Raw genomic sequence first — 12,447 nt, 5'->3', positions numbered from 1 at the left:
CACCACGCAGGCGTTGGTGATGCTGGCTCGCAAACTTGCTCGGGTGGTATTCGCCTTGCTGAAAGGGCAAAGCGAATATCAGACAAAAGTCAGTTGAGGGCTTCCCCTCAACCATAGAATCTCCCACATTGGATTTCTGTGTGCATGCAATCTTCAACACAGTGCAAATCCCCCGTGGGAGCGAGCCTGCTCGCGAAGAGGCCGGTACATTCGACACAACGCCTGAGCAAAGCATACCGCCCCAAAAGTGAAACATTCGTCACCATCGATTTGGCCTGTCGCCCGAAGCCACTTATCATGGCGCGCCTATCCGCTTTCATAGAGTTGCTTATGCGCCGCCTGCTCACCGGCTGTTTCGTCACCCTGCTGCTATTGCTCAACACCCTGATCCTGATCGGGCCATTGCTGGTGTTTGCCCTGCTCAAACTGGTGGCGCCCGGGCGCTGGCGCGACTATGCGTCAGGTGCGGTGATGTGGATCGCCGAGACCTGGGCCGAGATCGACAAACTGATTTTCCGCCTGTGCATCCCCACCCGGTGGGACATTCGCGGCGGCGACGATCTGCGCGGCGACACCTCGTATCTGGTGGTCAGCAACCACCAATCGTGGGTCGACATTCCGGCGCTGATCCAGACCCTCAACCGGCGCACGCCGTTCTTCAAGTTCTTCCTCAAGAAAGAACTGATCTGGGTGCCGTTTCTGGGCCTGGCGTGGTGGGCGCTGGATTACCCGTTCATGAAGCGCTACACCAAGGCATTCCTGGCGAAGAACCCGGAACTGGCGGGCAAGGATCTGGAAATCACCAAAGCGGCCTGTGAACTGTTCAAGCGTCAGCCGGTAACCGTGGTCAATTATCTGGAAGGCACGCGCTACACCGCCGCGAAAAGTGCGCAGCAGCAATCACCGTTCAACCACCTGCTCAAGCCCAAGGCGGGCGGCGTGGCGTTTGTACTGGCGGCGCTGGGTGAACAACTGGACGCGATTCTCGATGTGACGGTGGTTTATCCACAGCCAGACATTCCGGGATTCTGGGACTTGATCAGCGGCAACGTGCCGCGCGTGATCATCGACATCAAGACCCGCGAACTCGACCCGGCGCTGTGGCAGGGCGATTACGAGAATGATCCGGTGTTTCGCCAGAAGGTCCAGAGCTGGGTCAACCAGCTCTGGAACGAGAAGGATCAGCGTATTGCCGAACTGAAGAACGAGCGCGGTTGAATCAGCTGCCGGTTCCGGTGCCCCAGATGCTGCCCAGACTGCTCAGCAGCGAGCCACCGACGCCCTGCTGACCCAGGTATTGCAGAATCACCGGGGCAAACTGGCCGATCATGCCGCTGTCCATGCCCAAGGCGCTGAACGCATTGTTCAGGTCATTGGTGTCCTTGACGTTGCCCAAGGCGTTTTCCAGACCGGCCGACTTGCCCGACGAGCCAAGCAGACCGCTCAGCGCAGCCAGATTGCCACCACCGCCCGAGAGCTTGTCGATGCCCGGCACTTCCTTGGCCAATTGCGAGTAGTCGGTATTGCTCAACTGGTTCTTGGCCAGGCCGAGCATGGCACTGGTGCCGCCCACGGCTTGCTGCGGAGTGACGTTCAGCGCACTCAGGGCGCTCAACAAACCGGCGGTTTCCGAAGTCGGCGCCGCAGCGGCAGCCTTGTCACCGCCCTGCATGCCCGAGACCGCACCGGCGACGTCGTTCAAGCTGAAACCGGCGAACACCGGGCCCGCCGCCAGGGTCATGAGTGATGCCAAGGCAAAACCGCGTGAAATCTTCATTCAGACATCCTCTTGGGAAAAGCTGCCACCGGACAGCGGCGACGAAACTGCCGGTTTGACAGGGGATTGAACGGTATGTTCAGCAAGTACCCTCACTTCATCAATCAACGATAGGAAAGGTAAAAGTCCAAAAAAGGAATGCAGATATGTCGAACGGACAGAAAGGAACGGTCAAGTGGTTTAACCACGAAGAGGAATTCGGCTATATAACCTCTCAGCGGGGCGATGATTTTTTGGTTCTTATGGGATAGCGATTATTGGATAGTAGCGAAAATCATTTGAATCGAGCTATAAGAAAACTAATAACTATTCCAAAATTCGCTAAAAAACTGTCAGATCTGACAGTAGAAAATTTTTTTGTGTGCTTGAACAATTGGCACTCCAAAAAATGTAAAGGAGTACACAACATGTTGAAGAAACTTACCGCTGGCGCGTTGATTGCTTTAGCTCTCTCGACTACTGCTTATGCGAGCACCTGTCCGTCTGCCAGTTCTTTCACGAAGAAAAGTAATGGCACATTTGAGGTGAGTGGGCCGACCAAGGAGCTGACTGTCGACGTTGATCCTGCTAGCACCAGCGAGGAAGCTGCGCAGGCGCTCAAATTTACTGCGGCACGCATCAAGGATAAAGACAGCAATAACGCCAGAGTCGTCTGCCAATACGAAGACGGCAAAATGAAGCCGGATGTTGCGGCGTCGCTCGTCTGGCCAACGGGAAAACCAACTGTTGGCGACGGTGGTAATTGGCAAGGCGATGATTGCGCCACCAAAGACGGTGACGCTCAAAAGTGCGCGTTCAAATAACGTACGCAAGGGCGAACATCTTTAACAAAAAAGGCACCCCATGGGTGCCCTTCACAGGCTAGAGATCCGGATGATTGGACACCGCCGCCACGACGTACATCAGCAACTGGTCGATGCGCGGGCGATAGAGCGGGTCGTTGAGGCAGTGATCGGCCAAGGACACCATGATCACCACTTTTCGCCGGTAGTTCGGTGCGGTCAATTCAAAGCCCATGCCGAGCGCCTGCCCTCACTCGACGAGACCGGGTGCAGAAGGTCGTAGGTACGGTAAGTCTTGAGCCCAAAGGAGGATTGCAGACCGGGCGTCCGACTAGGCCGGTTCTCTATCAAAGGGCATTGGCCGCTATCTGAGCTTTTTAGGCCTTTGAATTACTCAGTCTAATGTTTAACCAATCTATCAAATAGGAACCACGGGCATGTCAAACAGAGAAACCGGTACGGTCAAATGGTTTAATGACGAAAAAGGTTTTGGGTTCATTAGTCCAGCTGGCGGCGGCGATGATATTTTTGTCCATTTCAAGGCTATTGAGATTGATGGAGACAAAACTCTCAAAGAAGGGCAAATGGTTTCATTCGTAGCCGAGAGGGGACAAAAAGGAATGCAAGCAGTCCAAGTTCGCCCTGAATGATCCCTGGTCATAAAAAACCAAACAGAAACGGCACCTTTAGCGGTGCCGTTTTGTCATCTAGCTTAAGCCCTACGCCGCACTGAACAACTTGTGCGGATCAATCACAAACTTCTTCGGCACACCCGCATCAAACTCGCCATACCCTTCCGGCGCCTGATCGAGGCTGATCACCTGCACGCCCACCACTTCAGCGATGTTGATGCGATCCCACATGATCGCCTGCATCAACTGGCGGTTGTACTTCATCACTGGCGTTTGCCCGGTGTGGAAGCTGTGGGATTTGGCCCAACCCAGACCAAAGCGGATACTCAGGCTGCCCATTTTCGCGGCGGCGTCCACGGCACCCGGATCTTCGGTGACGTACAGGCCCGGAATGCCGATCTTGCCCGCCACGCGCACCACGCCCATCAGCGAGTTAAGCACGGTGGCCGGGGCTTCGGATTTCACCCCGTCATGGCCGTGGCCGCGCGCTTCGAAGCCTACGCAATCCACCGCGCAATCGACTTCCGGTTCGCCCAGCAGCGCAGCGATCTGTTCGTGCAGCGGGGTGTCCTTGGACAGGTCGACGATTTCAAAACCCTGCGCCTTGGCGTGGGCCAGGCGGATGGTGTTGACGTCGCCGACGATCACCACGGCCGCACCGAGCAAGCGCGCAGAAGCGGCGGCCGCCAGACCGACTGGACCCGCGCCGGCAATGTAAACGGTGCTGCCCGGGCCAACGCCCGCAGTCACCGCACCGTGGTAACCGGTCGGCAGGATGTCGGACAGGCAGGTCAGGTCGCGGATTTTCTCCATGGCCTTGTCGCGATCCGGCAGTTTCAGCAAGTTGAAGTCAGCGTAGGGCACCAGCACGTATTCGGCCTGGCCACCGGTCCAGTCGCCCATGTCGACGTAACCGTAAGCGCCGCCGGCACGGGCCGGGTTGACGGTCAGGCAGACGCCGGTGTGTTGCTCCTTGCAGGAACGGCAGCGCCCGCAAGCGACGTTGAACGGAACGGAAACCAGGTCGCCGATTTTCAGGTTTTCGACGTCGGAACCTTTTTCGATCACTTCGCCGGTGATCTCGTGGCCCAGCACCAGACCGGTCTGCGCCGTGGTACGGCCGCGCACCATGTGTTGGTCGGAGCCGCAGATGTTGGTGGAAACCACTTTGAGAATGACCCCGTGCTCGATCTTGCGACCGCGCGGGTCCTGCATTTTCGGATAGTCGATTTTCTGTACTTCGACCTTGCCCGCGCCGAGATACACCACACCACGATTGCCAGACATGCTTTCACCTCGCTGTTGTTTTTATGGAACCGCGTTGCCCAGGCAGGCAGCGCGTTAAATGCTCGGGTTATTGCTTGTTGGTCTTGCGTTGTCAGTAATGGCCCCTTCGCGAGCAGGCTCGCTCCCACAGTTGATCTTTGGTGTGACAGAGACCTGTGTTTCAACACAAATCCCCTGTGGGAGCGAGCCTGCTCGCGAAAGCGATCTAGAGAACGACCGTACGATTGGCGTTGAGAAAAACTCTCCGCTCAATGTGATACCCAACCGCCCGCGCCAACGTCAGGCCTTCAATATCCCGCCCCTTGGCAATCAGATCCTCAGGGTAATGACTGTGATCCACCGCCTCGACACCTTGGGCGATGATCGGCCCTTCATCGAGATCGTTATTGATGTAATGCGCCGTCGCGCCCACCAGTTTCACGCCCTTGTTGTAGGCTTGGTGATACGGTTTGGCACCCTTGAAGCCCGGCAGCAACGAGTGATGAATGTTGATCGCCTTGCCATCGAGCTTGCGGCAAAGCTCCGGCGACAGCACCTGCATGTAGCGGGCGAGGATCACCAGTTCGGCGCCGGACTCTTCGATCACCTGCAAGACCCGACGCTCCTGCGACGGTTTGTCGTTGGGATCGAGGGGGAAATGGTAGTAGGGAATCTGGTGCCAGTCGGCCAGCGGTTTCAGATCCGGGTGGTTGGACACCACCGCAGCTACGTCCATCGATAACTGGCCGATGCGCTGGCGGTAGAGCAAGTCGTTAAGGCAGTGATCGGCCTTGGAGACCATGATCACCACTTTTGGCCGATAGTTCGGCGCGGTCAGCTCGAAGATCATGCCGAAGGCCTGGCCACGTTCGGCGAGGCCGGTGCGGAAGGATTGCTCGTCGAAGCCGTCGGGCTGGCGGAATTCCACACGAATGAAAAAACGCCCGGAGAGGCGGTCATCGAACGAATGGTGCTCGGTGACATAGCAACCCTGCTCGAACAGAAAACGCGTCACCGCGTCCACGGTGCCGAGAACGCTGGGGCAGTCGGCGGTCAGAATCCATGTGTCTGGGGCGCGGCTCATATTTTTTCCTCTGATCGTTCCCACGCTCTGCGTGGGAATGCCGCCATGGACGCTCGGCGTCCGCTCTTGGGACGCGGAGCGTCCCGGGGATGCATTCCCACGCGGAGCGTGGGAACGATCAACCATCAGGCCTGGACGCTGAGGCCGTACTCAGCCGAAGCATCCTGCAACCACAACCACCAGTAATCCGAGAAACTGCGACGGATCAGCAGTTCCCAAGTGTCTTCGGCGGTATGACGAATCATCAGCTGCGACTTGGCGAACACCGTGCCGACCGCTTTACCGACCGGGAAGTTGTTCGGGTGTACGTCGTAGCTGGTGGACTTCATCAACACCTGGCGCACGTTCGGCCCGCTCAGTTCGAGCACTTGCTGGCCGCCGCTGACGTTGACGATCGCGATGTGCAGATCGCCCAAGGCTTCACGCAGTTTCTGTTCAGCGGCGAATTCTTCACCGCTTGGCACGATCAGCAGCCACTCGTCCGGCCCCATCCATTGCAGGCTGGTTTCACCGTTGACGATAACGCTCAGAGCGCCGGGCAGTTCGATGCCCAAAGCCTTGTGCACACCGGCGGCGAACGCGGCATCGTGGCCATCGCCACGAATGGTCAGGTGGCCGAGGAGTTTTTTCTCACGCACGATCACACCGGCATTCTTGCGGCCCTTGCCGACCAGGCTGGCGAGGTCGGCATGGTGCAGCGACGACTCGGCACGGGCACCGGTGGTCGGGCGTTGTTGGTACACGTTGGCTGTGGTCATAAAGCACCTTCCTGAATTCTGTGATGAATCTACTGACGCCTTCGCGAGCAAGCCCGCTCCCACATTTGGAATGCATTCCCCTGTGGGAGCGGGCTTGCTCGCGAAGGCCGCGACTCGGTCTGTCAGATGTTCTGGCGATCCCCCTTCGGATCGAAGAACACCGAAGAAACGATTTCCGCCTCGATCACGCTGCCATCGGCCAGCGGTGCAAACACCCGCTCACCGAGGCGCTTCAGACCGCCCTTGACCACGCCCATGGCAAACGAATAACCGAGGGAGTTGTGCGCGTAACTGGAAGTCACGTGGCCGACCATGGTCATCGGGATCGCCTGCTTGGTGTTGAACACCAGTTGCGCACCTTCCGGCAGCCATTTGGTCGGATCGATCGGCTTCAAGCCGACCAGTTGCTTACGCTGATCTTTCACGCAGTCTTCACGGTTCATGCCGCGCTGACCGATCCACGAGAACGGTTTGGTGCGACCAACGCACCAGCCCATGTTCAGGTCGTCCGGGGTCATCGAGCCGTCGGTGTCCTGACCGACGATGATGAAACCTTTCTCGGCGCGCAGAACGTGCATGGTTTCAGTGCCGTACGGGGTCAGGTTGTACTGTTTGCCGGCCTCGACGATTTTCTCCAGCACGCCCATCGCATAGTCGGCCTGCACGTTGACTTCGTACGACAGCTCACCGGTAAACGAGATACGGAACACCCGCGCCGGCACGCCACCGACCAGACCTTCTTTCCAGGTCATGAACGGGAAGGCTTCGTTGCTCAGATCAATGTCGGTAACCGCGCTGAGCAACTTGCGGCTGTTCGGCCCGGACAGGGTCATGGTCGCCCAGTGGTCGGTGACGGAGGTGAAATACACCTTCATGTCCGGCCATTCGGTCTGGTGGTACAGCTCCAGCCATTGCAGCACGCGTGCGGCGCCGCCAGTGGTGGTGGTCATGACGAAATGGTTGTCCGCCAGGCAAGCCGTCACGCCGTCGTCGAAGACCATGCCGTCTTCTTTGCACATCAGGCCGTAACGGGCCTTGCCCACGTCGAGCTTGGTCCAGGCGTTGGTGTACACGCGGTTGAGGAACTCGCGGGCATCCGGGCCTTGAATGTCGATTTTGCCCAGTGTCGAAGCGTCGAGCAGGCCGACGCTGTCGCGCACGGCTTTGCATTCGCGCTTCACCGCTGCATGCAGGTCTTCACCATTTTTCGGGAAGTACCAAGGACGTTTCCACTGGCCGACGTCTTCAAACTCGGCACCGCTCTTCACATGCCAGGCATGCAGTGCGGTGTAGCGAACCGGTTCAAAGATGTGCCCACAGTGACGGCCGGCCACGGCGCCGAACGTCACCGGCGTGTAGTTCGGGCGGAACATCGTGGTGCCCATCTGCGGGATGGTCACGTTCAGCGAACGGGCGGCGATGGCCAGACCGTTGACGTTGCCGAGCTTGCCCTGATCGGTGCCGAAGCCCAGTGCGGTGTAGCGTTTGACGTGCTCGACCGACTCGAAACCTTCGCGGGTCGCCAGTTCGATGGCGGCGGCGGTGACGTCGTTTTGCAGGTCGACGAATTGCTTCGGCGCCCGAGCGGTGCCCTTCTCGTGCGGCACCTGGAACAGCGCCAGGGTCGGCTCTTCGAGACGGCTCAGGGCTTTCGGCAGAGTGCCTTCGACCGCCGCGAAACCGGCTTCGCTGGCAGCGCGCACGCCCCCTTCAAAACCATCGGCCAGCGAATCACCGAGACCGTAGACGCCGTTGATGCCACCGACGCACACGCGTTTCTGCGGGGCTTCGCCCGGAATGAAACCGAGGATGTCTTCGCGCCAGGTCGGCTTGCCACCCAAGTGCGAGGCCAGGTGAACCACCGGGCTGTAACCGCCGGAGCTGGCGACCACATCGCAGTCGAGCCATTCGCCCGGGCTGGTCACGGCATGCGCCTTCACATCAATTGCGGCGATGCGGGCAGCGGTCACGCGCTTGCTGCCACGGGCCTCGATCACGGCGCTGCCGGTGAGGATGCGGATGCCTTTGGCACGGGCTTCTTCGACCAATGCACCGCGCGGATTGCTGCGAGCATCGGCGATGGCCACCACTTGCAGACTGGCGTCGAGCCAATCCAGTGCCACGCGGTAGGCGTGATCGTTGTTGGTGCTGAGGACAAGCTTCTTGCCCGGTGCCACGCCGTAGCGACGCACATAAGTCGACACCGCACCGGCGAGCATGTTGCCCGGCACATCGTTGTTGCCGTAGACCAGCGGACGCTCGCAAGCGCCGGTCGCCAGCACCACACGCTTGGCGCGAACGCGGTGAATGCGCTGACGTACCTGACCGATCGGTGCGCGGTCGCCGAGGTGATCCGTGAGGCGTTCGTGAATGGTCAGGAAGTTGTGGTCGTGGTAGCCGTTGACCGTGGCGCGCGGCAACAGCAGCACGTCCGGAGTGTCCTTCAGTTCGGCGATGACGCTGGCAACCCAGTCCATCGCCGGTTTGCCGTCGAGGCTTTCACGGGAATCAAGCAGGCTGCCGCCAAACTCTTCCTGCTCATCGGCCAGAATCACCCGAGCGCCGCTGCGCGCAGCCGCCAGTGCAGCGGCGAGGCCAGCAGGGCCGGCGCCGACGATCAGCACGTCGCAGTGCTGGTTCATGTAGTCGTAAGTGTCCGGATCGACTTCGGTCGGCGAGCGGCCCAAACCGGCAGCCTTACGAATGTACTTCTCGTAAGTCATCCAGAACGATTGTGGATACATGAAGGTTTTGTAGTAGAAACCCGGCGGCATCAGCTTGCCGCCGACCTTGCCGAGAATGCCCATCATGTCGTTGTTGACGTTCGGCCAGCCGTTGGTGCTGGTGGCGACCAGGCCTTGGTACAGCGCCTGTTGCGTGGCGCGCACGTTGGGAATCTGGGTGGCTTCGGTCGCACCGATCTGCAGCACGGCGTTCGGCTCTTCGGCGCCAGCGGCGAAGATGCCGCGTGGACGCGAATACTTGAAGCTGCGGCCGATGATATCGACGCCGTTGGCGATCAGCGCGGCGGCCAGCGAGTCACCCTCGAAGCCTTTGTAGGTCTGACCGTTGAAGGTGAAGCTCAGCACTTTGTTGCGGTCGATCCGTCCACCGTTGGACAGGCGATTGGTCTGGCTCATACCTTCTCTCCCAGCGCCGCCGTGGCTGTTTTCGCCGTATCAGCCTTGTCGGTGAATTGCGGCTTGGTGCCGATCTTGTAGGTTTCGAGAATCTCGTAGGTCACGGTGTCGCGGGTGACGTTGAAGTACTGGCGGCAACCGGCGACGTGATCCCACAGTTCGTGGTGCAGACCGCGCGGGTTATCGCGGAAGAACATGTAGTCGCCCCACTCTTCATCAGTGCAGGCGTTCGGATCCAGCGGACGCGGGATATGCGCCTGACCGGATGCGTGGAATTCCTCTTCGGAGCGCAACTCGCCGCAGTGAGGACAGAAGATATGCAACATGGGGATTTCTCCTATCAAGCGCCGTGAAAACGTAGCGAGCGAAGGCAAGACAAGGCAAAAACAGGCGAGAAAGCGGAGCTTAGTTTACTAAGTGAGCATTTCGAGCCTGTTTTTAACGCCGTATTGCCGAGCGCAGTAGTTTTCATGGGGCCTTTGTTAGTGGGCAACCGCAGCAGCGCCATGTTCATCGATCAACGCACCGTTGTGGAAACGGTCGATGGAGAAAGGTGCAGCCAATGGGTGCATTTCACCCTTGGCCAGACTCGCGGCAAACACGTTGCCCGAGCCAGGTGTGGCCTTGAAGCCGCCAGTGCCCCAACCGCAGTTGAAGAACATGTTCGGTACCGGGGTTTTCGAAATGATCGGGCAGGCGTCCGGCGTGGTGTCGACGATGCCGCCCCACTGCCGGTTCATGCGTACCCGCGACAGCACCGGGAACATCTCGACGATGGCCTGAATCGTGTGCTCGATCACCGGGTACGAACCGCGCTGGCCGTAGCCGTTGTAGCCGTCGATACCGGCGCCGATCACCAGGTCGCCCTTGTCGGACTGGCTGATGTAACCGTGTACGGCGTTGGACATGATCACGCTGTCGATAATCGGTTTGATCGGCTCGGACACCAGCGCTTGCAGCGGGTGAGATTCGATCGGCAAACGGAAACCGGCGAGTTTGGCCATGTGCCCGGAGTTACCGGCCGTCACCACACCGACGCGTTTTGCGCCGATAAAGCCTTTATTGGTTTCAACACCGATGCACACGCCGTTTTCCTTGCGGAAGCCGATCACTTCGGTCTGCTGAATCAAGTCCACGCCCAAGGCGTCGGCGGCACGGGCAAAACCCCAGGCCACGGCATCGTGACGGGCCACGCCGCCGCGACGCTGAACAGTCGCGCCCAGCACCGGGTAACGAGTATTTTTCGAGCAGTCGAGGTACGGGATTTCGTCAGCGACTTGCTGGGCGTTGAGCAGTTCGCCATCGACGCCGTTAAGGCGGTTGGCGCTGACCCGGCGCTCGGAATCACGGATGTCCTGCAGGGTGTGGCAGAGGTTGTAGACGCCACGCTGGGAGAACATCACGTTGTAGTTCAGATCCTGCGACAGGCCTTCCCACAGTTTCATCGCGTGTTCGTACAGGTGCGCCGACTCGTCCCACAGGTAGTTGGAGCGCACGATGGTGGTGTTGCGCGCGGTGTTACCGCCGCCCAGCCAGCCTTTCTCGACCACAGCGACGTTGGTGATGCCGTGCTCTTTGGCCAGATAGTAGGCCGTCGCCAGACCGTGCCCGCCGCCGCCGACGATGACCACGTCGTAGACCTTTTTCGGCGTCGGCGTGCGCCACATGCGCTGCCAGTTTTCGTGGTGGCTGAGGGAGTGTTTGAAGAGGCCGAAGCCCGAATAGCGTTGCATAGTCATTTACTCCAGAACGCTCAGCGATAAACCGGGAAGTCTGCGCACAGGGCCGACACTTGCTGGGCAACATTGGCCTCGACATCGGCATCACCGAGGTTGTCGAGGATGTCGCAAATCCAGCCGGCCAGCGTCACGCACTGGGTCACTTTGAAGCCACGCGTGGTCACCGCCGGGGTACCGATGCGCAGGCCGGACGTCACGAACGGCGATTGCGGATCGTTCGGCACGGCATTCTTGTTGACAGTGATGTGCGCGCGACCGAGGGCGGCGTCGGCGTCTTTGCCGGTCAGGCCCTGACGGATCAGGCTGACCAGAAACAGGTGGTTGTCGGTGCCGCCGGACACTACATCGTAGCCACGTTTGATAAATACGCTCGCCATGGCCTGGGCGTTGTCGATCACTTGTTGCTGATACGCCTTGAAGCCCGGCTCCAGCGCTTCCTTGAAGCACACCGCTTTACCGGCGATGACATGCATCAGCGGGCCGCCCTGAGCGCCGGGGAATACCGCGGCATTGAGCTTTTTCTCAATCTCTTCGTTGGACTTGGCCAGGATCAGCCCGCCACGCGGACCGCGCAGGGTCTTGTGGGTGGTGGTTGTGACCACGTCAGCGTAAGGCAGCGGGTTCGGGTACAGACCGGCAGCGACCAGACCCGCGACGTGGGCCATGTCGACGAACAGCAGCGCACCGACTTTGTCAGCGATCTGGCGGAAGCGCGGGAAATCCAGAGTTTTCGAGTAAGCGGAGAAACCGGCGACGATCATTTTCGGTTTGCACTCGACGGCCAGACGCTCGACTTCGTCGTAATCGATCAGCCCGGTCTTGGTGTCGATGCCGTACTGCACGGCGTTGTACAGCTTGCCCGAGGACGACACTTTCGCGCCGTGGGTCAGGTGACCGCCGTGGGCCAGGCTCATGCCGAGGATGGTGTCGCCCGGCTGAATCAGCGCCAGGTACACGGCGCTGTTGGCCGAGGAACCGGAGTGCGGCTGGACGTTGGCGTAATCAGCGCCGAACAGTTGCTTGGCGCGCTCGATGGCCAGTGCTTCGACTTTATCCACATGCTCGCAGCCACCGTAGTAGCGCTTGCCCGGATAACCTTCGGCGTATTTGTTGGTGAGGCCGCTGCCCTGCGCTTGCATGACGCGTTTGCTGGTGTAGTTCTCCGACGCGATCAGCTCGATGTGATCTTCCTGACGTTGCTCCTCGGCATTCATCGCCGCCAGCAGTGCATCGTCGTAACCCTGGATCTGGTCTTGCTTGCTGAACATC

11 protein-coding genes and 2 pseudogenes are annotated in these 12,447 nt (G+C 59.5%); 4 read left to right on the top strand and 9 right to left on the bottom strand.

Translation table 11 applies throughout. The features are described 5' to 3' along the window. Positions 1-97 (top strand): annotated as a pseudogene (locus CKW18_RS01605) (IS110 family transposase); the annotation flags it as partial. Between the two features lie 233 nt (positions 98-330). Continuing rightward, positions 331-1,218 (top strand): acyltransferase, encoded by an 888-nt coding sequence (locus CKW18_RS01600; RefSeq protein ID WP_095187136.1) that lies wholly within the window; start codon positions 331-333, stop codon positions 1,216-1,218. 1 nt (position 1,219) lies between these two features. On the opposite strand, the gene CKW18_RS01595 is transcribed toward CKW18_RS01600, so the two are convergent. After that, positions 1,220-1,777, bottom strand: a complete 558-nt coding sequence (locus CKW18_RS01595; RefSeq protein ID WP_095187135.1) for a DUF2780 domain-containing protein — start codon at positions 1,775-1,777, stop codon at positions 1,220-1,222. A 407-nt stretch (positions 1,778-2,184) separates the two neighbouring features. On the opposite strand from CKW18_RS01595, the gene CKW18_RS01585 reads away from it, so the two are divergent. Beyond that, positions 2,185-2,580, top strand: coding sequence for a hypothetical protein (locus tag CKW18_RS01585; RefSeq protein WP_095187133.1), 396 nt, complete (start codon positions 2,185-2,187; stop codon positions 2,578-2,580). Positions 2,581-2,641: 61 nt separating this feature from the next. Here CKW18_RS01585 and CKW18_RS01580 read toward each other — a convergent pair. Continuing rightward, positions 2,642-2,809: pseudogene (locus CKW18_RS01580) on the bottom strand (formyltetrahydrofolate deformylase); the annotation flags it as partial. A 187-nt stretch (positions 2,810-2,996) separates the two neighbouring features. Between CKW18_RS01580 and CKW18_RS01575 the strand changes: the two are divergent. Beyond that, positions 2,997-3,209: a cold-shock protein gene (locus CKW18_RS01575; protein WP_095187132.1), complete on the top strand. Its 213-nt coding sequence runs from the start codon at positions 2,997-2,999 to the stop codon at positions 3,207-3,209. Between the two features lie 69 nt (positions 3,210-3,278). On the opposite strand, the gene fdhA is transcribed toward CKW18_RS01575, so the two are convergent. The 7 genes from fdhA to glyA all read right to left on the bottom strand — a co-directional run bounded on the left by fdhA (position 3,279) and on the right by glyA (position 12,446). Next, complete coding sequence (fdhA, locus tag CKW18_RS01570) at positions 3,279-4,478, bottom strand: formaldehyde dehydrogenase, glutathione-independent (protein ID WP_042561444.1); 1,200 nt, start codon at positions 4,476-4,478, stop codon at positions 3,279-3,281. A gap of 205 nt (positions 4,479-4,683) precedes the next feature. Beyond that, positions 4,684-5,541: a formyltetrahydrofolate deformylase gene (gene purU / locus CKW18_RS01565; RefSeq protein WP_095187131.1), complete on the bottom strand. Its 858-nt coding sequence runs from the start codon at positions 5,539-5,541 to the stop codon at positions 4,684-4,686. Between the two features lie 125 nt (positions 5,542-5,666). Beyond that, positions 5,667-6,299 (bottom strand): sarcosine oxidase subunit gamma, encoded by a 633-nt coding sequence (locus tag CKW18_RS01560; protein WP_095187130.1) that lies wholly within the window; start codon positions 6,297-6,299, stop codon positions 5,667-5,669. Between the two features lie 122 nt (positions 6,300-6,421). Next, a complete protein-coding gene (locus CKW18_RS01555) occupies positions 6,422-9,439 on the bottom strand; it encodes a sarcosine oxidase subunit alpha (RefSeq protein ID WP_095187129.1) in 3,018 nt (1,005 codons plus the stop codon). After that, positions 9,436-9,765 (bottom strand): sarcosine oxidase subunit delta, encoded by a 330-nt coding sequence (locus CKW18_RS01550; RefSeq protein ID WP_095187128.1) that lies wholly within the window; start codon positions 9,763-9,765, stop codon positions 9,436-9,438. Before CKW18_RS01550 ends, CKW18_RS01555 begins: the two co-directional genes overlap by 4 nt. 156 nt (positions 9,766-9,921) lie before the next feature. Continuing rightward, positions 9,922-11,172 carry a sarcosine oxidase subunit beta gene (locus CKW18_RS01545; protein WP_095187127.1) on the bottom strand — a complete coding sequence of 417 codons (1,251 nt, stop codon included), beginning with the start codon at positions 11,170-11,172 and terminating at the stop codon, positions 9,922-9,924. Positions 11,173-11,192: 20 nt separating this feature from the next. Further along, a complete protein-coding gene (gene glyA / locus CKW18_RS01540) occupies positions 11,193-12,446 on the bottom strand; it encodes a serine hydroxymethyltransferase (protein WP_095187126.1) in 1,254 nt (417 codons plus the stop codon). Between the last annotated feature and the right edge of the window lies 1 nt (position 12,447).

It is taken from the genome of Pseudomonas sp. Irchel 3E19 (assembly GCF_900187585.1).
Lineage (GTDB): Bacteria > Pseudomonadota > Gammaproteobacteria > Pseudomonadales > Pseudomonadaceae > Aquipseudomonas > Aquipseudomonas baetica.
The sequence above is the reverse complement of the archived record's forward strand: the minus strand, read 5'-3'. Positions and strand labels throughout refer to the sequence as shown.